Consider the following 26795-nt stretch of genomic DNA (forward strand, 5'->3'; position numbering starts at 1 on the left):
CTTCACGCGCCTCGAAGCGCGGTCGGCCGGATCGCTCGACAATCGTTCTTGAGGCAAGCGACTCGCCGTATTCAGCCACAAGGTTTGGGAAGTATCTCCTCTACACCCTGGCTTCGTTCACGGCATTGAGGATTGCGCGACCATAAGCGGTCTTCTTGAACCGCTCGCCGGCGGCGCGCGCGACGTCGGCGGTGATGAAGCCCATCTCGAACGCGATCTCCTCAAGGCAGGCGACCTGCACGCCCTGGCGATGCTGGATGGTGCGGACGAACTCGCTGGCCTCGAGCAAGGAGTCGTGCGTGCCGGTATCTAGCCAGGCATAGCCGCGACCCATTTGTTCGACGAACAAATCGCCGGCGTCCATGTAGAGCCGGTTAAGATCGGTGATCTCGAGTTCGCCGCGGGCGGACGGCTTCAGGTCGCGAGCATATTGGACGACGCGGTTGTCGTAGAAATACAGACCGGTGACCGCATGGTTCGACTTGGGGGTCTCGGGCTTTTCCTCAAGGCTGATCGCCTTGCCGCCTTCGCCGAACTCGACCACGCCGTAGCGCTCGGGATCCTCGACGCGGTAGGAGAATACCGTCGCTCCATCCGGCCGCGCGACGGCGCTGGCCAGCAGGTCGGTCAGATGCGCGCCGAAGAAGATGTTGTCGCCCAGCACCAGCGCGACATTGTCGTCGCCAATGAAGTCCGCCCCGATCGTGAACGCCTGCGCCAGACCCTCGGGCCTGGGCTGTTCGGCATAGGCGATCGTCAAGCCGAGCGCCGAACCGTCACCGAACAGGTTCTGGTAGTTGCCGATATATTCGGAGCTCGAGATGATCAGGATGTCGCGAATGCCGGCGAGCATCAGCACCGACAGTGGGTAGTAGATCATCGGCTTGTCGTAGACCGGCAGCAGCTGCTTGTTGACCGCCAGCGTTGCCGGATGGAGGCGCGTGCCCGAACCGCCTGCGAGAATGATGCCCTTCATGCGTGCTGTTCCTTGCTGGCCATCGGGCCGATCAGTTCGTCGAGAATGTCGCTCAGGGCCGCCTGCCACGGGCGCGGGGCGATGCCGTACGCAGTTTCGATCGCGGCGTGGCTGAGCAGCGAATTGGCGGGCCGGGCCGCGGGTGTCGGATAGTCGCTGCTCGGGATCGGCACGATGGCAGCCGAGGGGCCGCCCCGCGCGGCCGACTGGCGAAAGATCTCCGTCGCGAAGTCGGCCCAACTGATGTCGCCGGCGTTGGAGAAGTGGAAAATACCGGTGGGCGCGGCCTCGTCCTCGACCAGTCGCACCGTCATCGTCATCAACGCATTGGCTAGGTCCGCCGCACTCGTGGGGCTGCCACGCTGGTCGGCGACGACGGTCAGGCTGTCACGCGTCTCGCCGACGCGCAGCATCGTCTTGATGAAGTTGGCGCCGTGCGCGCTGACCACCCAGGCGGTGCGGACGATCGCGTGACGCGCGCCGCTGGTACGGACCGCCAGCTCGCCACCCAGCTTCGACGCGCCGTAGACGCCGAGCGGCGCGACCGGGTCGTCGATTCCCCAGGCGCCGGTCTTGTCGCCGGCAAAGACATAATCGGTCGACACCTGGACGAGCGGGATGCCGGCCTTCGCACAGGCCTCGCCGAAGGCGGCGGGGGCCATCGCGTTGACCGCCCACGCGGTGACGATGTCGGTTTCCGCCTTGTCGACCGCGGTATAGGCCGCGCCGTTGATGACGGCGGCCCAGCGATGTCCGTCGACATCGGCCGCAACTTTCGCCGCGATCGCCGCGGTATCGCGCAGGTCGAGCGTGTCCTGGTCGACCGCGACGATCGTCCAGCCCTCGGGCCAGGCGCAACGCTGCAGCTCGGTGCCGAGCTGGCCGTTGGCGCCGGTGACGAGGATCGTTCGAACGGATGCGGTCATCGCCGGTTCCTCGCGTGGACACTCATGTCAGACGGCCACGCCGCGGCGTTCCGACGCCTTGGCGGCCACCAGCGGACGCCACCAGGATTCGTTGGCGAGATACCAGACGATCGTCTTCTCGATGCCGGTCTCGAACGTCTCGGCGGGCTCCCAGCCGAGCTCGTTCTTGATCCGGCTCGCGTCGATCGCATAGCGCTTGTCGTGACCGGGACGGTCGGCGACGTAGGTGATCTGCGTCGCGTAGGACTGGCCATCGGCGCGCGGACGCAGCCGGTCGAGGATCGTGCACAGCGTCTTCACGACCTCGAGGTTCTGCTTCTCGTTGTTCCCGCCGACATTGTAGGTCCGGCCGGGCTCGCCCTTTTCGAACACCGCGTGCAGCGCGCGGACATGGTCCTCGACGAACAGCCAGTCGCGGACCTGGTCGCCCTTGCCGTAGACCGGCAGGTCGCCGCCATCGAGCGCCTTGGCGATCATCAGCGGGATCAGCTTTTCGGGGAAGTGATACGGCCCGTAATTGTTCGAGCAGTTGGTGATCAGCACCGGCAGGCCGAAGGTGTGGCCCCAGGCGCTGACGAGATGGTCCGACCCCGCCTTCGACGCCGAGTAGGGCGAACGTGGATCATAGGGCGTCTCTTCGGTAAACAGCCCAGTATCGCCGAGCGATCCGTAGACCTCGTCGGTCGAGATGTGGTGGAAGCGGAACGCCGCCTTTGCCGCGTCGTCGAGCCCGAGCCAATAGGCGCGCGCTTCGGCGAGCATCGTGTAGGTGCCGACCATGTTGGTCTGCACGAACGCGCCAGGGCCGTCGATCGAGCGGTCGACATGGCTTTCGGCGGCGAGATGCGTGACGATCTCGGGCTTGAACTCGGCAATCGCGGCCTTGACGGCGTCTGCGTCGCAGATGTCGCCCTGGACAAAGCGATAACGGCTGCTGTCGGCGACGCGCTCGACCGTGGTGAGCGTGCCGGCATAGGTCAGCTTGTCGAAATTGAGCACTTCATGCTCGGTGGTCTCGATGAGGTGACGGACCAGAGCCGAGCCGATGAAGCCGGCCCCGCCGGTGACGAAGATGCGCATGGGTTCAGTCCTTCAGGCGAGCGGCGCCAGCGGGCGGCCGTCATAGGGAAAGGGGCTGTCGAAGTCGGCAAGCAGCGGCTGGACCGCATCCTTGGCCGAAAGCTCGGGAATGGTGCCGGCAGGCAGGGGCCAGTCGATGCCGCCCGAGCCGATCGCGGGGTCGTCCCAGCGGATACCGCCATCGCTATCGGGGGCGTAACTGTCCGAGCATTTGTAGCTGACTTCGCAATTGTCCTCGAGCGTGACGAAGCCGTGCGCAAAACCGACGGGCACGAACAGCTGGTGGCCGTTGTCCGCCGACAGCTCGGCGCCGACCCATTGCCCATAGGTCGGCGAGCCCTTGCGGATATCGACCGCGACATCGAAGATCCGACCGCGGATGCAGCGCACCAGCTTGTCCTGACCGCGTGGCGGCGTCTGGAAATGCAAGCCCCGGAGCGTGTACGCCGGCACGGACAGCGAGTGGTTGTCCTGCACGAAGGTGCAGCTGATGCCGAGCTTTTCGAAGGCCGGCACCGAATAGACCTCGGTGAACCAACCACGGGCATCGCCGAAGCGGCGTGAAGCTATCAGCTGAACAGTAGGTCGCGAAAGGCTCATTAGCCGACAGGTAACGTGCCACGCGTGTGGCTACAATATCATAAACTTGGGTTAGATCGGCTAATACCCAATTGTATATACGTCGTTCATAATTCGCTGGTGAACTGGCAACATTACAAGGTTCAAACTGAAAACCTGGTATCTTGACTGTTGATACTCAGTCTCCTGCGCTTAAAATGCGCGGGGCTACGCTGTATACCGGCGGCGGCATCGCTCGCCGATGGGACTGGAGCGGGATCGTCGGAACAGGCTGGAGCCGCATTTTCGTTCACAAGCCGACGGCGCTGCCAGAGATCCGTACTCAGTCATAAGGTCGAGGGCATATGTTGCGTAAGCGCCGGATCGAAGGTCGTTCAACCCATAGCGGGCAAGGTGGGTAGGGCTCAGGGCTCGCTACCGGGTGCCATGCCACTCATGTTGCCCACGCCGTTGCCGGGCATCGGCATCATGTTCGCGTTCAGATGATACATGACCCAGATCGAGCCGCCGATCGTCAGGAATACGATCACCGTGGTGAAGAGGAAGGCCAGCAACGTCCAGCCGCCTTCCGAGCGCGTGTCGAGATGCAGGAAGAACACGACGTGCACGACGATCTGCACCAGCGCGAACCCGAATATCAGGAACGCGACGGTCTGGACGTCGTGCACCGCGCCCGACGTCACCAGCCAGAACGGGATGACGGTGAGCACTACGGACAGGATCGAGCCGGTGAGGTATCCCTTCCGGCCGTCATGTCCTCCGGTTTCGTCATGACCGTTCGAGGCGGCGTCCGCCTGCTCTGGGGATAGGCTCACCGGATTACTCCAAACAGATAGACGAAGGTGAAGACACCGATCCAGATGATGTCGAGGAAATGCCAGAACATCGACAGGCACAGCAGGCGTCGTTTCATTGCCGGGGACAGGCCGTGCTTGCCCAGTTGCATCAGCACCGTGCCCATCCAGATCAGCCCGACGGTGACGTGCGCGCCATGCGTGCCAACGAGAGTAAAGAAGGCGGACAGGAAAGCGCTGCGTTGCGGCGTCGCGCCCTCGTCGATCAGATGCGAGAACTCGTAGAATTCGACTCCTACGAACGCTGCGCCGAGCACGCCGGTGACCGTCAGCCAGAAGCGCGTCCGGCCGACCCGGCCCGCCGCGATGTGCGGCATGGCGGCACCGAAGGTGATCGAGGAGGCGAGCAGGAACGCGGTGTTGAGCGCGACCAGCGGCAGGTCGAATATGTCGCGGGGCGTCGGCCCGCCCGCATAGTTCGCGCCCACCACGCCGAACATCGCGAACAACGATGCGAAGAGCAGCGCGTCGCTCATCAGATATATCCAGAACCCCAGGATGGTGGCGCCGCCGCCACCGTGATCATGGTCCTCTTCGGCGAGGTGCCAGGTCGGACCCGCCACGGCGTTGTCGAAAGCGTGCTCGGTCATGTCAGGCTCCGGTCGCAAGCTGCTGGGCGCGCAGCCGCTCCGTGCGGGCGACCTCGTCGGCTGGGATGAAATAGTCGCGCGTGAAGTTGAACGTATGGCGGATGGCCACCACGAGGAGACCTGCAAAGCTCAGCGCGGCGAGCCACCACATGTACCAGATCATCGCGAAGCCGAGGACGAGGGCGAGCCCCGCGAGGATCACGCCGGCGCCGGTGTTGCGCGGCATGTGGATCGCACGGAAGCCTTCGGTCGGCGGTTCGTAGCCGCGCTCCTTCATGTCGTACCAGGCGTCGAGATCATGGATGACCGGCGTCAGGGCGAAGTTATACGCCGGCGGTGGCGACGAGGTCGACCATTCCAGTGTGCGTCCGCCCCACGGATCGCCGGTGACGTCGCGCAGCTTGTCGCGGTTCACCCAGCCCATGACGATGCTCATCACGAAGCCGAGAATGCCGACCAGGATGATCACCGCACCGATCGCGGCGATGATGAAATAGGGCTGGAGCGAGGGATCGTCGAAGTGGTTCACGCGCCGGGTCGTACCCATCAGGCCGACGACGTAGATCGGCGTCCACGCAATCCAGTAGCCGACCACCCAGCCCCAGAAAGCGACCTTGCCCCAGAAATCGTCGAGCTTGAAGCCGAACGCCTTGGGGAACCAGTAGACCATGCCCGCGAACAGGCCGAACACCACGCCGCCGATGATCACGTTGTGGAAATGCGCCACGAGGAACAGCGAATTGTGAAGCACGAAGTCGGCCGGCGGAATGGCGAGCAGCACGCCCGTCATGCCGCCGACGGTGAAGGTGAGCATGAACGCCAGCACCCACATCATCGGCAGTTCCCAGCGGATGTTGCCGCGGTACATCGTGAACAGCCAGTTGAAGATCTTGGCACCCGTGGGGATCGCGATCACCATCGTGGCGATGCCGAAGAACGAGTTGACGCCGGGCCCTGCACCCATCGTGAAGAAATGGTGCAGCCAGACGAGGTATGACAGGATGGTGATGACCACCGTGGCGTAGACCATCGACGTGTAACCGAAGAGCCGCTTGCCGGTGAAGGTGGAGGTGATTTCCGAATAGATGCCGAACGCCGGCAGGACCAGGACGTAGACCTCCGGGTGACCCCAGATCCACACCATGTTCCAGTACATCATCGGCGCGCCGCCGAGTTCGTTGGTGAAGAAGTTGGTGCCGATATAGCGATCGAGCATCAGCAGGAAGAAGGCGGCGGTGAGGGCGGGGAAGATCGCGATCGCGAGGATGTTGCTGCACAGCGCTGTCCAGCAGAACACCGGCATCTTCATCATCGTCATGCCGGGCGCACGCATCTTGATGATGGTCGCCACCATGTTGATTGCGGACAGCGTGGTTCCGACGCCGGCGATCTGGAGCGACCAGAGGTAATAATCGACTCCGGTGTCCGGACTATAGGCCAGTTCCGACAGCGGGGCGTAGCCGAGCCAGCCGGTGCGGGCGAACTCGCCGACGAACAGCGAGACCATGGTCAGCACGGCCCCCGCCGCGGTCAGCCAGAAGCTGAAATTGTTGAGGAACGGGAAGGCGACGTCGCGCGCGCCGATCTGCAGCGGCATGACGAAGTTTACGATGCCCACGATCAGCGGGATCGCGACGAAGAAGATCATGATCGTGCCGTGCGCAGTGAAGATCTGATCGTAATGATGGGGCGGCAGGAAGCCGGGATTGTCACCGAACGCGAGCGCCTGTTGCGCGCGCATCATCAGCGCGTCGGAGAATCCGCGCAGCAACATGATGATCGCCAGGATGATATACATGACGCCGATCTTCTTGTGATCGACGCTGGTGAACCATTCGGTCCAGAGATAGCCCCATAGCCGGTAGCGGGTGACCGCACCGACGATACCCAGCCCGAGCAGCATCACGACGACGAAGGTGCCGAACAGGATGGGCTCGTGGAAGGGGAAGGATTCCCAGGTCAGGCGGCCGAACACCGTCTTGAGGAGGCTCTGGTCTGTCATGGTTCGCCTGCAAACAAGGGATTAGGCGTGCGCGGCGCGGGGGGCGCCAGGCTGCGAAAAGGGAAAGGCGCGCGACAGGTCGCGGTTGCGCTGGTCGCCGGGCTTGAGCTGTCCGGGCGCGCCGGGTTGGGCGGGCTTGGTGACGTTGGGGCCGGACCCCTTGTCCTCGGGCGCCTTCTGCAGGGCCGGTACGGGCTTGCCACCGGCCAGTGGTGCTGCGTCGATCCCGGGACCACGCGGCCCGATCGCCGGACGACCGTTCGTCTGATCGTGGCGCATCACGTCGACCATGCAGGGCTTGCCGGGCTCGACGCAGCGATTGAGCACCCGGTCGAAGAGCTGCGGCGCGACCGAGCCGAAGTGGAGGACCGGTACCTTCATGCTCGGCTGCGCGAGCCGGATGTAATCCACCGCGGACAGCGCGGGCCCGCTGTTCCGCACCTGTGCGACCCAGCGATCGAACTCGCCGGGTTCCACCGCGTGCAGGCGGAACCGCATGTCGGTATGCCCGGCGCCGGTGTAGTTGCCCGAATAGCCCCAGCTGTCGCCGGTCTTGTTGATGACCGCGTTGAGCGCCGATTGCATGCCCGGCATCGCATAGATCATGCCCGCGAGGGTCGGCGCGTAGAAGGTGCTGAACTGGTCGGTGGACGTGATCGAGAAGTGGACCGGTACGTCCTTCGGAAGCGCCAGTTCGTTGACCGACGCGATGTTCTGCTCAGGGTAGATGAACAGCCATTTCCAATCCAGCGCGACCACCTGGATCTCCAGCGGCCTGGTGTCCGGGGCGATCGGTCGGCCCGGTGCGATCCGTTCGAGCGGCTGGAACGGATCGAGCCGGTGGGTGCTCGTCCAGGTGACCGCGCCCAGGCAGATGATGATCAGCAGCGGGCAGCACCAGATGACGAGTTCCAGCGTCGTCGAATGATCGAAATGCGGATCGTACACCTTGTTTGGATTGCTGCTCCGATAGCGCCAGGCGAACAGCACCGTCAGGACCATCACGGGGACGATGACCAGCAACATGAGCCCCGTCGCGGTGAGAATGAGGTTGCGTTGCTGCAGGGCGATGTCTCCGGTCGGGCTCATCACGACCATGTCGCATCCTCCGAGCAGCAAAGGTGCGCTGGCGAGAGCGAGGCGGAATGCCTGTGAGGCAGGAAGGAGCCGTTTTGTGCGCATGCCCGCACACTAGCGTCACAGCCGACGGCGACTTTGACGGCGGTCAAAGTCGGCGTTGTTTTTCCCGCTATGGTGAGCGGCGATGGGGAAGCGTCGACTTGGCGCGACTGGTGATTTCCGAGGAGCCTGAGTGTGAGCATTGTGGCGCATGGAGCGAACTCGGCGGCGCTGGAGCGCGACGCGCGACTGGTGAATGCGCGCGAGCACAGGATCGCACCCGGCGAGATCGTGATCGGCGTCATCCTGGGGCGGACGTCCGAGTTCTTCGACTTCTTCGTCTATGCCATCGCTTCGGTGCTGGTCTTCCCGTCGCTGATATTCCCGTATGTCGACGCACTTACGGGCACGCTCTATTCGTTCGGGCTGTTCGCGCTCGCGTTCATCGCGCGGCCGTTCGGGTCGATGCTGTTCTTCTGGGTCGATCGTCGTCATGGGCGCGGCCCCAAATTGACGATCGCGCTATTCCTTCTCGGCGGGTCGACCATGGCGATGGCGTTCCTGCCGGGCTACGCGACGATCGGCATTGCGGCCGCGGTCCTGCTGGCGGTGTTCCGCATCGGGCAGGGCGTCGCGCTTGGCGGCGTCTGGGACGGCCTGCCGTCGTTGCTGTCGCTCAACGCGCCACCCGGGCAGCGTGGCTGGTACGCCATGATCCCCCAACTGGGGGCGCCCGTAGGATTGCTGCTCGCCAGCGGGCTCTTCCTGTATCTTCAATCGACCCTGTCGCCGGCGGCGTTCCTCGAATGGGGTTGGCGCTATCCCTTCTTCGTTGCCTTCGCGATCAACGTGGTCGCCCTCTTCGCGCGTCTTCGACTTATCTCCACGCCCGCGTTCGAAGAACTCTTCGCGACCGGTGAACTGCGGCCCGCGCCGATACGGGAGACGATCGCAAGTGAAGGGCGGACGATCGTTCTGGGCACTTTCGCACCGCTCGCAAGCTTTGCGCTGTTCCACCTCGTGACCGTGTTTCCGCTGTCGTGGGTTCTCCTTACGCACCGCGAGACGGCAGGGCGGTTCCTTGCCATCGAAATGGCCGCGGCGGCGGTCGGGCTGGTCGCGATCCTGCTATCGGGCAAACTGGCCGACACGTTCGGCCGCCGCACCGTGCTGAGCGTTTCGGCGGTACTGATCGCCGTCTTCAGCCTCTTCGCGCCGCATCTCCTCGGGACGGGCGGAACGGGGGAGGCGATCTACATGGTGCTAGGCTTCATCCTGCTCGGCTTGTCGTTCGGTCAGTCCTCCGGATCGGTCAATTCCAGCTTCTCGCCGATGCGGCGCTATACGGGTGCGGCGATCGTCTCGGATCTGTCGTGGCTGGTAGGTGCAGGCTTCGCGCCGTTGGCAGCGCTGCTTCTCGCCAGCAATTTCGGGCTGGTCTCGGTCGGAGCCTATCTGTTTTCCGGCGCGGTCTGCACGCTGGCGGCACTGGGCATCAACCGGGAATGGGCGCGCAAGCACGCATAGCCGACCCGAAGCGGCGGACCACGGGCTTCATGGCGCGCGATCGGAAGCTCCCAGTACACTAGCGATTGCGTTTCGCGTTGCGCCCTTTTGCTGTCAGCCATCGTTGACCGGGCAGACAGTGGAGAATGTGGCGTGTCGAAAGTCGAAATGGCCAGAATGATGTCGGACGGGCGCGGGTTCATCGCCGCGCTGGACCAAAGTGGCGGATCAACGCCCGGCGCACTCAAAGCTTACGGACTAGCCGAGACCGAATATTCGGGCGATGCGGAGATGTTCGCGCTGATTCAGGCGTTCCGGGTGCGGATCATGACGGCCCCGTCGTTCACCGCGGACAAGGTGATCGCGGCGATCCTGTTCGAGGCGACGATGGACGGGCGCATAGGCGAGGTCCCGGTGCCGACCTTTCTCTGGGCCGAACGCGGGATCGTGCCATTCCTGAAGGTCGACAAGGGGCTTGAGGCGGAGGTCGACGGCGTCAGTCTGATGAAGCCGATGCCGACGCTCGACGCGGTGCTCGAGCGCGCGGTCGGTCTTGGTATATTCGGCACCAAGATGCGGTCGACCATCCGGCTCGCGTCGCAAAGCGGCATCGCGTCGATCGTCGCGCAGCAGTTCGAGATCGCGGCCCGGATCGCAGATTTCGGCCTGCTGCCGATCCTCGAGCCCGAAGTCCTCATCAAAAGTCCGGACAAAGCGGCCGCCGAGGCCATCCTGCTCGACGAACTGCTGCGCGGTCTCGACGCGCTATCGGCGGACCGCGACGTCATGGTCAAGCTGACGATCCCCGAGGTCCGCGATCATTATACGACCCTGATCGCGCATCCGAGGGTCACGCGCGTCGTAGCGCTGTCCGGCGGCTACACGCGTGACGAGGCGTGCCGCAAGCTGGCGACCGATCACGGCATGATCGCGAGCTTTTCCCGCGCGCTCATCGGCGACCTGCGCCACGATATGGACGACGCGACATTCGACGCGACGCTGAAGACCGCGATCGATCAGATATATCTGGCTTCCACGGTCAAGGACTGACGGCCTTCACGATCGTCCAGTTACCGGTAGGTTTGGTCGACACGATCATGCCGGGGCGCGGCGCATGATGATTGGGCGCACCCAGCGCTGCATAGGCCGCTACGGTCAAGCTCCCCGCAGCCAGGTCAGCAGGAACGGCTTGTGCGCGGCGGAAATGCTGTTCGGTGTCTCGACGTCGATCTTGCGCCGATGGAACTGCCAGTAGAGCATGACGCTCAGGATCGCGGCGTAGAAGCACCAGACCGACGCGAACGCATAGCCTTTGACCAGATGGACGATCGTCAGCCCGATGACGTTGACCACGCCGTAGGTCCTGACGACGTTGTGGCTCGATAGCAGCAGCGCGCCGCACGTCGCCAATATGTAGAAGATCGAGACGACCATGTTGCTCGTCATCGCGTTGCGATACGCGATCGAGAAATGGTCGACATAGGCATGGATCGGGAACAGGATCAGGCCTGCGATATCCCAGGCACACACGAGCGCGCCGGCCATGGTCAGTCCGACGATGGCGATGCGACGCCAGCCCGGCGGCTCCAACAGCGCCACCGCGGCCGGCATCAAGGTCGGGAGGATGCCGAGCGCGTACAGCATGAACAGCAGTACGGCATGATCGAGCGCAACCCGGCCGAGTTCGCCGTCGAATGCGAGCCACACCAACCCCTCGCAGAACTGATGCCCGGCGAACAGCAGCGGCACGGAGGCGAACAGGAGCGCCCGCGGCTCGCGAACATGACGCAGCGTCGCCACGCCGATCGTCGCCAGCACCCCTGAGGCGACGAAGCTTGCAGTAGCCGAAAAGCACATGAGCGGTCTTTCTAGCTATTGCCGATATGTCGGAGTGGCGTGTTTCGTGCCACATAGCCAGCAACGCTTGCCGCCGCCGCCACGAGCTTGTCGGGCGGCAACGGAGCCTCGGGTATTCTGCGTTGCTACGGCGCTTGATTGCCTGAACGCGGCGTCGAGCGAACTATGGATCAGTTGTCCTTGCGTGTTCGCTCCGCTTGCGCGTGCTTGGCCGAACGTCGCGCAGTTTGCTCCTACGACGTGCGCGGCAAAGCGAAAGCCAAGGTGTAATCGCCGTACCGCGTACCGAGCGCACCATGCCCACCGGCGGTGATGACGACGTACTGGCGACCATCCGCGCCGCGGTACGTCATCGGCGTTGCCTGGGCACCGGCCGGAAGCCGTGCCTTCCACACGACCTTGCCGGTTTTCAGGTCGAAGGCGCGCAGATACTGGTCGGTGGTCGCAGCGATGAACGCGAGGCCACCGGCGGTGACGATCGAGCCGCCGAGGTTCGGCACGCCCGTCTTGATCGGCACGCCGAGGCGCGATCCGAACAGCCCGGTATCACGTGCGGTACCGAGCACCTCGCGCCACAGGATCTTGTGCGTCTTCAGGTCGACCGCAGTCAGATGACCCCATGGCGGCGCATTGCAGGGCGCGCCGAAGATGCCGATCCAGGCTTGCACGACGGCCACGTACGGCGTGTTGTACTGCGTCTGCAGCTGGGCCTGTCGCGCGTTCTCGCCGCCCTTCTTCTGCGCCATCAACGGACCAACGCGCGGATCGTCGCGACGCATGAGCCAGAGCTTGAACGGCATTTCCATCGTGTTGACGGTCATGATGCCGCGAACGGGATCGACGGCCGCACCGCCCCAGTCGGTCACGCCGTCGAACGCAGGGTGGCCGATGATCGGCTTGAGGCCGATCGGCTGGTAGATCCCGGCACCCTGCGAGCGGCGGATGTCGATACGGCACATCAGCTGGTCGATCGGTGTTGCGCCCCATGTGGACACCTCGTTCGGCGCAGGCGGCGTGAACGAGGGCATGCCGACCGAATAGGGCTGGGTCGGCGACACCGTGACCCCGGGGGTCGCGCCGTCGGTACGAACCGGGCGTTCGGCGATCGGCGTGATCGGCGCGCCGGTCAGCCGGTTGAGGAAATACACCTGGCCCATCTTGGTGGTCTGGATCAGCGCGGGGATCGTCCGTCCGTCGGGCGCACGATAATCGAAGAGCGATGGCCCGATCGGCAGGTCCATGTCCCACATGTCGCGGTGGACCAGCTGGCGGCTCCAGCGCAACTTGCCGGTCGCGACGTCCAGTGCGACGATCGACGTCCCGAACCGGTCGTCGAAGGGACGACGATAGCCGATCCAGTAATCGGGCGAGGCGTTGCCGGTGCCGAGGTAGACGATGCCGTTCGCCGCATCGGCGGTGATCGCGCCCCACACGTTGGGCGTGCCACGCGTATAGACTTGCCCGGCGGGCAGCGGGGCGATCGCGTCGGCGGATCGACCGACATCCCAGGCCCATACCGGGCGGCCCGTCAGCGGATCATACGCCCGCACGACGCCGCTCGGAATGTTGCGGTTGACGTTGTCGGTGATCCGTTCGCCGATGATCAGGCGACCATTGACGACCACCGGCGGCGATGTCCCGATCTGGTCCGATGCGTTCGACAGGCCCATGTTCGCGCGAAGATCGATGCTGCCATTTTGTCCGAAGCTCGGGCACACCTTGCCGGTATCCGCGTCGAGCGCGACGATGCGAGCGTTGAACGTCGGTGCGAAGATCCGCCGGGCGCAGGGCGTGCCGGCGGGGGCCTCGAAGTACGCGACGCCGCGGCACACGAGGTAATTATTGCCTTCCACGTTGGCGGCCTCATGCCAACTCCAGCGCGTCTGGCCCGTGGTGGCATTGATCGCCTGCACGAACGAGTGCGGCGTACAGGTATATAGCGTGTCGCCGATATGGATCGGGGTCGCTTCGGAGTGATATTCGCGCTTGTGCTCGTCGGTCTCCGCCGCGACCGGCAAATCGCCGGTCCGCTGAGTCCAGGCGAGCGTCAGCCGACCGACATTGGCGGGTGTGATATCGGTGAGCGCGGAATAGCGACGCCCCGACGCGGTGCCGCCATAGTCCTTCCAGTCGTCATCGGCCTCGCCCGAAACCGGACCCGCCGGCGTCGCGACCGTTTGGATCGGGCTCTGGGCGTCGACGTTGCCGCCGCGCACCCCCAGAATGCCGACGCATACGAGTACGAAGCCGGCCGTGACGGCGGGCCCAGCGCTCGTGAAGCTGGAACGCCGACGCTGCGACGTGCCACGATGCCACCCGGTCAACAGGACCAAGACCAGCAGCACGGTCGGCGCGACGACGCGCGGGACGAGTTGCAGTCCGTCGAACCCGACTTCCCAGATCGCCCAGATCAGCGTCCCGACCCAGACCGAGACGAACAGCCAGCGGCCTCTTGGATCGTCTCTGCCGACCAACGCGCCGCTTGCGATCATCGCGATGCCGGCCAGCAGATAATAGGGTGAGCCACCAAGCGAGAACAGCACGGCGCCCGCGACGGCGAAGAATCCGCCGAGAATCGCGATCGCCCAACCGAGGACGGATGTCAGGATACGTGCCATAATCGATCGCTGCCCCAAGCCTGTTGAGTCACCTAACGCATGATAAGAATTACGGCTGCGTCCTGACAGTAATTTTATGCTCGCGGCGGCCTGCTGGACGGCACGTGATCACGAAGCGCCCTCCATCTCTGGTACGAGCGGGCCTTTCGAAGGATGGACCGTTCGAAGGATGGTTTGTGCCTCGGGGCGTGCTAGGTCGATCGACATGCTCAACATTCGCAGCGGTACCAGCATCGTCGACGTCGATGGATCGACATATGAGTGGCAACTCCAGCGGGAGCCGCAATGGACCGATGCGGAAGGCTGGAAGGGCATGATGGTGTCGTTGCAGCAAAAGGACATGCAGCGGGGCGCAATTCTGGAGTTCCCGCCGCCGAAGCGTCTGTTGAAGGGACTTCAACGGGGACGCCTCCAGATCAACGACGCGCTCGTGGCTCGTGGCGTTCGTGCCGCGTTGCAGGCCGGCTGGGAACCGGCGTCGCGGGGCAAGCCGATGGTGTTCATGGTGGACGCCGAGGGCAACTGATCCGCCGGACCCGAGGTCGCGATATTGCGAAACCTAGGGTCGACGATCTCCAGCAAGACACGTGACGCGCGGCGGTACTGGCTGCCAAGCGCCTGTGGCTCGCGCGCGGCTAATCCAGTGCTACGCTCAAGAAGCGTGAAGGGAACCGGCTCCACGTTCGAGACCGGCTTCCCGTTCCAACATAGAGCGTAGCCCTGCGCGCACGCACAGTTCCAGCCGTGCACTTCGTCGTCGATAAAGGCACGTTCACGGCCTCTGAACGGGGGCTGCGAACGTCGTTGCACGATTAAAACGCAAATTAGTTCCGATATCGGAATTGAAGCATCACTGAAGCCACCTGCTCCGTTCAGCCATCGAGGAAAACTGTCGCCGCCGATCGTCAATCGCGATCGAGCGGCGATCCGATGCAGCGACACCCAGGAGTAGATAGCGATGAACGTGGACGTGATCTCGAAGGCTACCGGCACCGTCAGCGAAGTTTCCGCGGCTACTGTCGATCTCACTGCGCCAAGCATCGTCCGGCTCGACGTGACACGCGCCGATGTCGTCGGTTTCGAGCGGCAAGGGCATGATCTCGTCATCAAGCTGGTCAGCGGCGAGCAGGTCCGGGTGGTCGGCTTCTATCCCGACAAGGCCACCGTGCCGAACGATGTGGTCCTGCGCGAACCCGATGGAACCCAGTGGCTTGCGCATACGGCAACCACGCCGGCACACTTCTCGCTGATCAAGGATCTCGACGATCTCACCGCTGTCGTTGCATCGGGCGGCGGGTCGTCGCTCGCGCTGCCAGCGATCCTGGCGGGCGTCGCAGGCGCGGCGGGCCTTGCCGCGGTCGCCGCCAGCGGCGGCGGCGGCGACGATAAGCCCAGCCAGCCGAATCCGGGAACCGGCACGGGCGTCGCGCCCGACACGACGCCACCGGCGGCACCGACCGCGACCGTTCGCGGCAATGGCACCGTGCTCAGCGGAACTGGCGAGGCGGGCGCGACGATCCAGGTTCGCGACGCCACCGGCGCGGTGATCGGCACCGGCGTCGTCGGCGCCGATGGGACATATTCGGTCACGCTGACCGCGCCACAGATCAAGGGCGATCCAATCGTCGTCACGCAGACCGATCCGGCGGGCAACGTGTCCGGTGGAACGACTGCGGCTACACCCGACCTGACCGCGCCGGCCGCTCCGAGCGCGGCCGTCAACGCCACCGGAACGACCATCACGGGCCGCGGCGAGCCCGGCGCGACCGTGACCGTGACCAATGCTGCCGGCGTGGTGATCGGCACCGCCGTCGTCGCCGCCGACGGAACCTACAGCGTGGCGCTGACCGTACCGAGTGTCGATGGCACGCCGCTGTCGATCGTCCAGACCGATGCTGCGGGCAACGTCTCCACGCGCGTCTCGGCCGCAACGCCCGACCTGACCGCGCCCTCTGCGCCGACGGCAACGATTGCTGGCGATGGATCGAAGGTGAGCGGTCGCGGCGAACCTGGCGCCACGGTCACCGTCAGGGATCCGGCCGGAACCGTCCTCGGCACCGCGGTCGTCGCAGCCGACGGAACCTATAGCGTCACGCTGGCAACGCCGCGCGTCGATGGCGCCGAACTTTCGATCGTCCAGGCCGACGCTGCCGGCAATGTCTCGGCGCCCGTGACGGCGGCAACGCCCGACCTGACCGCACCGACCGCACCGACGGCGACCATTGCGGGTGATGGAACGCAGGTCACCGGTCGCGGTGAACCCGGCGCCACGGTCACCGTGCGGGATGCGGCTGGAACCGTCCTCGGTACCGCGGTGGTCGCCGCGGATGGGACCTATAACGTGACGCTGGCGACTCCGCGCGTCGATGGCACGGAACTGTCGATCGTCCAGGCTGACGCTGCCGGCAATGTCTCGGCGCCCGTTATGGCGGCAACGCCCGACCTGACGGCACCGGCCACGCCGACGGCGACCGTTGCCGGCGACGGAACGCAAGTTACCGGTCACGGTGAGCCGGGTGCCACAGTATCCGTCACGGACTCGACCGGCGCGATCGTCGGTACGACCGTCGTCGCGGCCGACGGGACCTACACGTTGACGCTGCCGACCCCGCACGTCGACGGCACGAATCTCTCGATCGTGCAGACCGATGGTGCCGGCAATGTCTCGGCGCCTATCACGATTGCGACGCCCGATCTGACGGCGCCGGTCGCTCCGACGGCTGCGATCGCAGGAGACGGATCGCAGGTTACCGGACAGGGCGAGCCGGGTGCGACCGTGACGGTCCGCGATGCAGGCGGCGTCGTGATCGCCACCGCCGTGGTCGCCGCCGACGGCAGCTATGCCGCGACGCTGGCATCGCCGCAGGTCGACGGCACCACGCTGTCCGTCGTCCAGACCGATCCGGCCGGTAACGTCTCGCCGGTGGTCGACCTCGGCACGCCCGATCTCACCGCGCCCGCGCTGCCGACGATCACGATCGACGCCACGGGTACGCAGGTCAGCGGCACCGGTGAGCCCGGTGCGCAGGTCGTCATCACCGATCCGGCAGGCACGACGCTCGCGACGGTGACGGTTGCCGCGGATGGCAGCTATACCGCGATCCTCTCGGCACCCCAGGTCGACGGCGAGGTCATCGGCGCACGCCAGACCGACGCCGCCGGCAATGCGTCCGGCACCGCCAGCACCGTTGCGCCCGATTTCACCGCACCGGCCCAGCCGACCGCGACGATCAACGCCGACGGCACGTCCGTCGCCGGCACCGGCGAGCCGGGTGCGCACATCGTCGTCGCGGACACGAGCGGCACGGTGATCGCCACCGCGACGGTGGCGGCGGACGGCAGCTACAGCGCGGCGCTGACGCCGGCGCAGGCGAACGGCGAGCATCTGACCGCGACCCAGGTGGACGCGGCGGGCAATGCAGCAGCACCGTTGCCGCTGACGGCGCCTGATGTGACGGCGCCGCTTACGCCTGTCGCGACGCTCGATGCCAACGGCACGATCGTCACCGGTTCGGGTGAGGCCGGCGCCACCGTTACGGTGCGCGACGCTAACGGTCTTGTGCTCGGTACGGGGACGATCGGCGCGCAGGGCAATTATGCGGTCACGCTCGCCGCCGTGCAGGGTAACAGCGAAACGCTGTCGGTCACGCAGGCGGATGCCGCCGGGAACGTATCGCCCGCAACCACGCTGGTCGCACCCGACCTGACGGCACCACTCGCGCCGACCGGCACCGTCGGCGGTGACGGCACCAGCATCAGCGGTTCGGGTGAAGCCGGCGCGACCGTGACGATCCTCAGCCCGGTCGGCGCGGTCATCGCGACCGCCGTAGTCGGCGCGGACGGCACCTATACCGCGGCACTCACGCCGGCGCAGGTCGACGGCGAGGTGCTGACGGTGCGTCAGGCCGACGCCGCCGGCAACGTGTCGCCTACCGCGACCGCCACCGCGCCCGATCTGGTTTTCAACGACGCGCCCGACGCACCGACCGCCACGGTCGCTGCCAATGGCACGGCGGTGACCGGCGTCGCCGTCGCCGGTGCTGCGATCACGCTCTACAATGCGGACGGTACGATCATCGGTACCGGCGTCGCAGGGGCCGATGGCAGCTATTCGGTTGCATTGACGCCGGCGCGGATCGACGGTGAGACGATCAGCGTCACGCAGACCGACGCGGACGGCGTGTCGCCACCCGCCAGCGCCGTCGCGCCCGACCTGACCGCGCCCGAAGCCCCCGCAGCGACGCTCGATCCGACCGGGGCCGTCGTCACGGGCAGCGGCGAGGCTGGCGCAACGGTCACCGTGCGCGCCGCCGATGGGACCGTTCTCGGCACCGTCACCGCGAACGCGAACGGGGATTACGCCGTCACGCTGAGCACGGTGCAGGATGCCGGCGGCACGATTACGGTGACGCAGGCGGATGCGGCAGGCAACGTCTCGCCGCCGGCCAGCCTGGCAGCCCCCGACTTCACTGCGCCGGACGCGCCTGTCGCCACGGTCGCGCCCGACGGTAGTGCCGTCGCCGGGACCGGCGAGGCCGGCGCCACCGTCACGGTCCGCGACACTGCTGGCGTCGTGATCGGCAGCGCGATCGTTGCCGCCGACGGGACCTACGCAGTTCCGCTCGCCACCCCGCAAGCCAATGGCGAGACCGTGTCGGTCACGCTGACCGACACCGCCGGCAACGTATCGACGCCCGTCAACGCGATCGCGCCCGACATCACCGCACCCGCCACGCCCACCGCAACGGTGTCCGGCGACGGCGGGCTGGTCGCGGGCACCGGCGAGCCTGGTGCCATCGTCACCGTCACCGCACCGGGTGGCGCGGTCATCGGGACCGCCACGGTCGGTGCCGGCGGCAGCTATGTCGTGACGCTCGCCACGCCACAGGCCAATGGCGAGACGCTGTCGGTGACGCAGGCCGATGCCGCCGGCAACACCTCCGCACCCGTCAGCATCGTCGCGGCCGACGTGACAGCCCCTGCCGCTCCGACCGTCGTCGTCAACGGCGACGGCACGGCCGTGACCGGCACCGGCGAACCGGGCGCGACCGTCACCATCACCGACCCCGCCGGCGCCGCGATCGGCACCGCGCTGGTCGATGCCGGCGGCACCTATACCGCGCAGCTCGGTACGGCCCAGGTCAACGGCGAGACGTTGAGCGCCACGCAGGCGGACGCCGCCGGCAACGTGTCCGGCATCGCCACGACCATCGCGCCCGACTTCACCGCGCCCGCGCCAGTGGACGCCGCGATCAACGGCGACGGCACAATCGTATCGGGTACCGGCGAGGCCGGTGCGCGGGTCGATATCGTCGACGCCGCGGGTACGACGATCGGCACCGCGATCGTCGCGGCAAATGGCAGCTTCGACGTTACCCTCACGCCCGCACAGGCCAATGGCGAGGCGCTCAGAGTCGTGCAGACCGATGCGGCGGGTAACGTCTCGCCAGCGCTCCCGCTGACGGCGCCGGATATCACGGCACCGCCGGCGCCCGACGCCGCGCTCGATCCTTCGGGGACGATCGTGACCGGTACCGGCGAAGTCGGCGCGACCGTCTCGGTCCACGATGCAGGTGGGGCGGACCTCGGCACTGCGATCGTCAACGCGCAGGGAGCCTACACGGTCGTCCTCGCCACGCCGCAGATCGACAGCCAGTCGCTGTCCGTCGTGCAGTCCGATGCGGCCGGCAACACGTCCGTTGCCACGCCGCTCACCGCGTCCGACCTTACCGCGCCCAACGCGCCGGTCGCGACGGTCGGCGCGGATGGCCTCAGCGTCACCGGGACCGGTGAGGCCGGAGCGGCAGTGGTCGTCCGCGATCCGCTGGGGGCCGTGATCGGCAACGCCACGGTTGCGGCCGATGGCACCTACACGGCGACACTGTCGTCGGCGCAGGTCGATGGTGAGGTACTGACCGTCCGGCAGACCGATGGCGCGGGCAACGTCTCGCCACCAGCCACGACGACCGCACCCGATCTGGTTGCGGACACCGATCCCGCCGCACCAACCGCAGCGGTAGGCGCGGACGGCGCGACCGTGGTGGGCACCGCGATCGGCGGCGCAGCCATCACGGTCTACGACGCCAACGGCGCCGTGATCGCGACCGGCATCGCGAATGCCGATGGCAGCTACAGCGTGGCGCTCACGCCGGCACGGATCGACGGCGAGACCATCCGCGTCACGCAGACCGAAACCGATGGTGGCGTCTCGCCGCCGGCAACCGCGGTTGCACCCGACCTGACCGCACCGATCGCGCCGACGGCGGCGCTCGATGCGACCGGCCACGTGGTCACCGGAACAGGCGAGGCCGGCGCGACGATCACCGTGCGAGCGGCAGATGGCTCGCCGCTGGGCACGGCGATCGTCAACGCGGGCGGCTTCTACGCCGCCACGCTGAACGCAGCGCAGATCAACGGCGAGGTGCTCAGCGTCACGCAGGCCGACGGTGCGGGCAACGTCTCGCAGCCGATCGCGCTGACCGCATCGGATCTGGTCGCCCCCACCACACCGCTGGCAACCGTCACCGCGGATGGTACGGCAGTGACCGGCACCGGCGAGGCGGGAACCACCGCGATCGTGCGCGACGCGGCTGGCGTCGTGATCGGCAGCGCGCTCGTCGCCGCTGACGGCAGCTTCACGGTGCCGCTTGCCGATGCGCAGGACCATGGCGGTACCCTGACGGTCACGCTCACCGACGCGGCCGGCAACGTCTCTGCGCCCGCCAATCTGGCGGCGCCCGACATCACCGCTCCAGACGTGCCGACCGCGGTCGTCGCGGCCGACGGCAGCGCGGTGACCGGCGCAGGCGAAGCGGGCGCGACCGTCTCCGTCTCGAATGCGAACGGCACCGTGATCGGCACGGCAGTCGTTGCCGCCGACGGCCATTATTCCGTCGCACTGACCCCGGCCCAGGCCAATGGCGAAGCGCTGACCGTGACGCAGGCCGATGCGGCGGGCAATGCCTCCGGTCCGGTCGGCATCACGGCACCTGACATCACCGTACCGACGGCACCGCTGGTGAGCGTGGTGGCGGACGGCACGGCGGTGACCGGTACTGGCGAGGCGGGAACGACCGCAACCGTGCGCGACCCGGCGGGCTCGGTCATAGGCATTGCGATCGTCGCGCCCGATGGCAGCTTCACGGTGCCGCTTGCCGACGCGCAGGCCAATGGCGGGACGCTCACGGTCACCCTGACCGACGCGGCAGGCAACGTCTCGGCACCCGCGAACGCGCTGGCGCCGGACATCACGGCGCCGGACGTACCGACCGTGACGATCGCGGCCGATGGCAGCGTCGTGACCGGTGTCGGCGAAGCGGGCGCAACGGTGTCCGTGAGCGCAAACGGCGCCGTGATCGGTACGGCAGTCGTCGCCGTCGACGGCAGCTATTCGGTGGCGCTGACCCCGGCGCAGGCCAATGGCGAAGCCTTGAGCGTGTCGCAGGCCGATGCGGCCGGCAACGCCTCCGGCCCGGTCGCCATCACCGCACCTGACATCACCGCGCCTGCAGCGCCGGTGGTGGCGGTTTCAGGTGACGGCACGCAGGTGACCGGGACCGGCGAACCGGGGGCGACGATCTCGATCGTCGGTCCCACCGGGGCGACCATCGGCACCGCTATCGTCGCGGCCGATGGAACCTTCGCGACGGTGCTCGCGCAGCCCCAGGCCAATGGCGAACAGCTTCAGGCAACGCAGGTCGACGCAGCGGGCAACGCCTCGCTGCCGACGCTGGCGACCGCGCCGGACATCACCGCGCCGACCGCCCCGACGCTGGTCATCAGCCTCGATGGCACTGCCGCGAACGGCACCGGCGAGCCCGGCGACACCGTGACCGTGCGCAACCCGGATGGGAGCACGATCGGCACGGCCGTCGTCGCGGCCGATGGCAGTTACACGTTGGCCCTCGATCCGGCGCGGGTCGACGGCGAGGTGCTGAGTGCGATCCAGAACGATCCGACCGGGAACGTATCACCGCCCGTGACCGCCGCGGCACCCGATTTCGATGCGCCGGTCGGTCTCACGGCGGACGTGTCGGATAACGGAACGACCGTGACCGGGGCCGGCGAGGCCGGGGCAACGGTGACGATCCGCGATCCTGCCGGGCTTGCGATCGGCACTGCGGTGGTCGGCGCGGACGGCACGTACGTGGCTACGCTGACCACAGCTCAGGTCAATGGTGAGGTCCTGAGCGCGACCCAGGTCGATCCGGACGGCAATGCCGGCCTGCCCGTGGCGACCACGGCGCCTGATCTTACCGCGCCTGCCGCGCCGACCGCAGACGTCAACGACACCGGCACCGCGGTCACCGGCACCGGCGAAGCGGGGGCGACCGTGACGGTCACGGCGCCCGGCGGCGCGATCGTGGCGACGGCAATCGTCGGCGCGGACGGCACCTATACCGCAACCCTCAGCGCCCCGCAGGCCAATGGCGAGACGCTGTCGGTGGCTCAGGCCGATCCGACCGGCAACCTTTCGCCGGCTGCAACTGCGCTGGCACCGGACATCACGGCACCAATTGCGCCGACCATCGCGATCAACGCCAATGGCACCGTGATCAGCGGCACGGGTGAGGCCGGTGCGACGGTGACGATCACCGGGGCGGACGGCACGACCGTCGGCACGGTGCTGGTCACCGGCGACGGCACCTACACCATCACGCTCGCCGATCCGCAGAACAACGGCCAGGCGCTGACCGCAACGCAGGCGGACCCAGCGGGGAACGTGTCGAACCCGGCCTTCGCCACCGCGCCGGACCTCGTCGCGCCATTGGCACCGACCGCAGTCGTCTCGGGCGACGGGACGATCGTGACCGGTACGGGCGAGCCTGGCGCGCATATCGTCGTGACCGATCCGGCCGGCGCGGTGATTGGCGCCGCCACGATCGGGGCGGACGGCACGTATTCCGCAACGCTCGGCACGGCCCAGTCGAACGGTGAGGTCCTCTCGGCCACGCAGACCGATAACGGCGGCAACGCCTCGCCATCTGCGACGGCCATCGCGCCCGATCTGACGGCACCGGCGATCCCGACGCTGACGATCGCCGGCGACGGTGCGAGCGCGACTGGCACCGGCGAGCCCGGTGCCACGGTCACGCTCGTCGGTCCCGGTGGGGCTGCGATCGGACAGACGGTGGTTGCGCCGGACGGGACTTATACGGTCGCGCTCAATCCGGCTCGACTGAACGGCGAAGCGTTCACCGCGACACAGGCCGACGCAGCCGGCAATGTCTCGCCACAGGTCTCGGCGGCAGCACCCGATCATACGGCGCCTGCTGCTCCTGCAGCCGTGCTCGGTGCCGACGGCACCAGCGTGACCGGCACGGGCGAGGCGGGTGCGACGGTCAGCGTCACCGGCCCGAACGGTCTCCTGGGAACGGCGATCGTCGCGGCGGACGGTAGCTTTACCGTGCCGCTGTCGTCGACGCAGGCCAATGGCCAGCCGCTGACGGTGATACAGACCGACCCGGCCGGCAATGGCTCGTCGCCGACGGGGATTATAGCGCCCGACACCACCGCGCCGACGGCGCCGACGGCGATCGTCGCTGCGAACGGCGCCAGCGTGACCGGCATCGGCGAACCCGGCGCACTCGTGACGATTACCGCGCCCGGTGGCGGCATCCTGGGATCGGCGACGGTCGCAGCGGGCGGCGGCTACACGGTGACGTTGTCGACCGCGCAGACCAACGGTGAACTGCTGACCGCGAGCCAGGCGGATCCGGCCGGCAATGCGTCTCCCACGACGCCCGCGCTTGCCCCCGACACCACCGCACCGACCGCACCGACCGCGGCGGTATCCGCCGATGGCGGGTTCGTCACGGGCACGGGCGAGCCCGGGGCGACGGTTACCGTCACCGGGCCGGGCGGCGCTCTCGGAACGGCGATCGTCGGCGTCGACGGCCACTATGCCGTACCGCTGTCGGTCGCACAGACCGACAGCCAGGCGCTGACGGTCAGGCAGGCCGACGCGGCGGGTAACGTATCGCCGCCCGCAACGGCTATCGCACCCGACGATACCGCACCGTTCTCGCCCACGGCCACCGTTTCCGCCGACGGCGGCGCGGTCGTCGGCAATGGTGTCCCCGGTGCCACGATTACGGTCAGCGGTGCGGGCGCGGTGCTTGGAACCGCGATCGTCGGTGCCGATGGTACCTACACCGCGCCGCTCGATATCGCGCAGCGCAACGGCGAGGTGCTGAGCGTGGTGCAGTCCGACGCGGTCGGCAATGCCTCGCAGCCAGTGCCTGCGGTCGCCCCCGATCTCACCGCGCCGGTCATGCCGTCCATCGCTATTGGCGGCGGCGGCGATGTCGTGACGGGTAACGGCGAGTCCGGTGCAAGGGTCACGATCACGGGTCAGGGCGGCGTCATACTGGGCACCGCGATCGTATCCGGCGGTGGCACCTATCTGGTCACGCTCGACACCCCGCAGCGCAACGGCGAGACCCTGGTGGCGACCCAGAGCGATGCGGCGGGTAACGTGTCCAATCCGGCCAGTGCGGTCGCACCCGATCTGACTGCGCCTTCCGCCCCAGCAGCTTTGGTCGTCGCAGGGGACGGGACGTCGGTGACCGGTACCGGCGAACCCGGCGCGCGTGTCGAGGTTCGCACCAGTGGCGGCGCGCTGCTGGGCACCGGCGTGGTTGGCGCGGACGCCAGCTTCGTCATTCCACTGAGCGCGGCTCAGGTGACCGGGGTGACGCTCGTCGTGACCCAAGCGGATGCCGCGGGCAACATCTCTGCCCCCGGCAATGTCGTCGCGCCATTCGACATCGCTGCGTTCGACAATACGAATACCGCCTCCATCGACCTGGTACCACCGACCACGGCGGTGAACTTGGGCACGGCCAACTATGTCGCGCTCGCCTCGCTCGGGGTGGTCAATCTACAGGCGCAAGTGCTCGGTGTACCTGCCGTGCAGTTCACGGTGGATGGCGGACACAGCCTGAACGCGGTGTTCACCTATGATGCGTTGCTGAACGTCGGGGCTGCGAGCGGGTATGCGGTCGTCGTGCAGCGCTTCGACGGGACCAACTGGGTCGCGGTCGCAGGGCCGGGCAACGTGTCGCTGCTTGAGGTCGGACTGCTCAACGGCAATCTAAGCGCCACCGACACGCTGGGTCCGGGCGAATATCGCGCGTTCCTCACGTTCGATGGCGCCGCGGGCGTCGGGCTGCTCGGTCACCTCAACGTCGGCGGGGTGGACTCCAACTTTACCGCGATCGGCGGCGCGGTACCTACTGCCGCCAGCGGCAACGTCATCACCGACCCCGGCGCAGGCGGCGCGGTCGATGTCGTCGGACCGGGTACCCATGTCGACAGCGTCACGATCAACGGTGTGACCATCGCGGTCACCGCGAACGGCACCGTCGTCGATGGCACCTATGGTACGCTGGTGATCAATCTGAACGGTAGCTATACCTACACGCCGGATGCCACCCCGCTTGCCATCGGCCATACCGATGCATTCACCTACACGCTGGTCGATCCGACCGATGGCGAACACGAAAGCGCCATCCTGTCGATCGCGATCGGCAGCCCGGATATCACCGGCGCGCCGGTGGCGGTCGCGGACGTTGCCGTCGCGGCGGTGACGTACGACAACGTCGTCACGACGACCGCGCCGGCGACGGCGTTCTCGTTCAACTCGTCCGGTCCGCTTGGGCTCGCTTCGACGGGCGCCGGCGCCGGCGGCTTTACGGTGGCGGCGAACAGCGTGGCGGACATCTCCATCACGGCGGCGCGCGCGCCCGGGCTCTCGGTGTTGCCGAGCTACACGTTGGTCGTACGCAACGATGCGGGTCAGGTGGTCGACCGGGAGACGCACCTCGCGGTCGTCGGACTGCCGGCCGGCACCGGCACCGTGTTCACGGTCGAGGATCTGCCGGCCGGGCATTACAGCTACACGCTGTCGAGCAGCGCGGCCGCCGGATCGTTCGCAACCACCGTGTCGGTTGGGGCGACGACGACGTTCCTCGACCAGTTCACGCTGGCCAGCGCAGGAACGGCGGCGGGCAATCTGCTCGAGAACGATACCGCGAACACGTCGTTCGCCGGGATCAGGGTGAACGCTGGCACCGGTTTTGCCGAAATCGGCGATACCGCGGTGGTGCTGACCGGCCAGCATGGGACGCTGACGGTCAATGAAACGGGCGATTATCTCTATCGTCCGAGTTCGACGCTCGGATACTCGGCGGTCGATCTGCACGACACGTTCACCTATCAGGTAATCCAGCCGAACGGCACGGTGGCGACGTCTACGCTGACCGTGACGATCGATGTGCCGGCGGACAACGCGCACGCCGTCATGAGTTTTGCCAGCCACGAAACCACCGCCGACACGAGCCACGTCGCCGTCGCAACGGATGTCATCGCGCTTGATGCATTCGTGGCACCAGCGGTCGACACGGACGCTTCGGTCGCGGCTGCCCATGACAGCAACGCGCTGGGTCGGGCGATCTACGACGTGTTCGAAGGGCAGGGCGAGTTGGAGAACGTCCTGGCGAACTACCTTCCGCCGGAACAGCATACCGCGCTGGAAGGTATTGGAGATGCAGGACATCCGACCTTCGTCGCCGACGTCGCGATGCCCGCAGTCGCCGATCCGCTCGACTATATCGTCGCTCCGGAAGATCCCGACCGGCACGGTACCCATACCAATCCTGTTTATTAAGAAGTCAGAACGGATTTA

General features: G+C 66.8%; 14 protein-coding genes. 4 read left to right on the top strand and 10 right to left on the bottom strand.

The genetic code is table 11. The features are described from left to right. Window positions 1-100: 100 nt before the first annotated feature. The 8 genes from rfbA to cyoA form a co-directional block, all read right to left on the bottom strand. On the bottom strand, window positions 101-976 hold the full coding sequence (rfbA, locus tag SJY41_RS19740) for a glucose-1-phosphate thymidylyltransferase RfbA (RefSeq protein ID WP_380783919.1): 876 nt from the start codon (window positions 974-976) through the stop codon (window positions 101-103). Further along, window positions 973-1902, bottom strand: coding sequence for a dTDP-4-dehydrorhamnose reductase (gene rfbD / locus SJY41_RS19745; protein WP_380783920.1), 930 nt, complete (start codon window positions 1900-1902; stop codon window positions 973-975). The genes rfbA and rfbD overlap by 4 nt, the downstream gene beginning before the upstream one ends. A 27-nt stretch (window positions 1903-1929) precedes the next feature. Then, window positions 1930-2982, bottom strand: a complete 1053-nt coding sequence (gene rfbB / locus SJY41_RS19750) for a dTDP-glucose 4,6-dehydratase (protein ID WP_380783921.1) — start codon at window positions 2980-2982, stop codon at window positions 1930-1932. Window positions 2983-2994: 12 nt separating this feature from the next. Beyond that, window positions 2995-3582 carry a dTDP-4-dehydrorhamnose 3,5-epimerase gene (rfbC, locus tag SJY41_RS19755; RefSeq protein WP_380783922.1) on the bottom strand — a complete coding sequence of 196 codons (588 nt, stop codon included), beginning with the start codon at window positions 3580-3582 and terminating at the stop codon, window positions 2995-2997. A gap of 383 nt (window positions 3583-3965) precedes the next feature. Further along, window positions 3966-4376, bottom strand: a complete 411-nt coding sequence (gene cyoD, locus SJY41_RS19760; protein WP_380783923.1) for a cytochrome o ubiquinol oxidase subunit IV — start codon at window positions 4374-4376, stop codon at window positions 3966-3968. Next, on the bottom strand, window positions 4373-5005 hold the full coding sequence (cyoC, locus tag SJY41_RS19765; RefSeq protein ID WP_380783924.1) for a cytochrome o ubiquinol oxidase subunit III: 633 nt from the start codon (window positions 5003-5005) through the stop codon (window positions 4373-4375). The genes cyoD and cyoC overlap by 4 nt, the downstream gene beginning before the upstream one ends. 1 nt (window position 5006) lies before the next feature. After that, window positions 5007-7007: a cytochrome o ubiquinol oxidase subunit I gene (gene cyoB, locus SJY41_RS19770; RefSeq protein WP_380783926.1), complete on the bottom strand. Its 2001-nt coding sequence runs from the start codon at window positions 7005-7007 to the stop codon at window positions 5007-5009. Between the two features lie 21 nt (window positions 7008-7028). After that, window positions 7029-8105 carry a ubiquinol oxidase subunit II gene (gene cyoA, locus SJY41_RS19775; protein ID WP_380783927.1) on the bottom strand — a complete coding sequence of 359 codons (1077 nt, stop codon included), beginning with the start codon at window positions 8103-8105 and terminating at the stop codon, window positions 7029-7031. 222 nt (window positions 8106-8327) lie between these two features. Here cyoA and SJY41_RS19780 point away from each other — a divergent pair, with 222 nt between their 5' ends. Continuing rightward, window positions 8328-9653, top strand: a complete 1326-nt coding sequence (locus SJY41_RS19780) for an MFS transporter (RefSeq protein ID WP_380784200.1) — start codon at window positions 8328-8330, stop codon at window positions 9651-9653. Between the two features lie 147 nt (window positions 9654-9800). Beyond that, the gene (locus SJY41_RS19785; protein WP_380784201.1) at window positions 9801-10682 is read left to right on the top strand and encodes a fructose bisphosphate aldolase; all 882 of its coding nucleotides are present in this window, start codon (window positions 9801-9803) and stop codon (window positions 10680-10682) included. Between the two features lie 105 nt (window positions 10683-10787). On the opposite strand, the gene SJY41_RS19790 is transcribed toward SJY41_RS19785, so the two are convergent. Beyond that, a complete protein-coding gene (locus SJY41_RS19790; protein WP_380783929.1) occupies window positions 10788-11489 on the bottom strand; it encodes a DUF6629 family protein in 702 nt (233 codons plus the stop codon). A 233-nt stretch (window positions 11490-11722) separates the two neighbouring features. After that, a complete protein-coding gene (locus tag SJY41_RS19795; protein ID WP_380783930.1) occupies window positions 11723-14107 on the bottom strand; it encodes a membrane-bound PQQ-dependent dehydrogenase, glucose/quinate/shikimate family in 2385 nt (794 codons plus the stop codon). Between the two features lie 205 nt (window positions 14108-14312). On the opposite strand from SJY41_RS19795, the gene SJY41_RS19800 reads away from it, so the two are divergent. After that, window positions 14313-14633 (top strand): hypothetical protein, encoded by a 321-nt coding sequence (locus SJY41_RS19800; RefSeq protein WP_380783932.1) that lies wholly within the window; start codon window positions 14313-14315, stop codon window positions 14631-14633. Between the two features lie 432 nt (window positions 14634-15065). After that, a complete protein-coding gene (locus SJY41_RS19805) occupies window positions 15066-26777 on the top strand; it encodes a BapA/Bap/LapF family large adhesin (RefSeq protein ID WP_380783933.1) in 11712 nt (3903 codons plus the stop codon). Window positions 26778-26795: the final 18 nt, after the last annotated feature.

The organism is Sphingomonas sp. R86520 (genome assembly GCF_042466285.1).
Lineage (GTDB): Bacteria > Pseudomonadota > Alphaproteobacteria > Sphingomonadales > Sphingomonadaceae > Sphingomonas.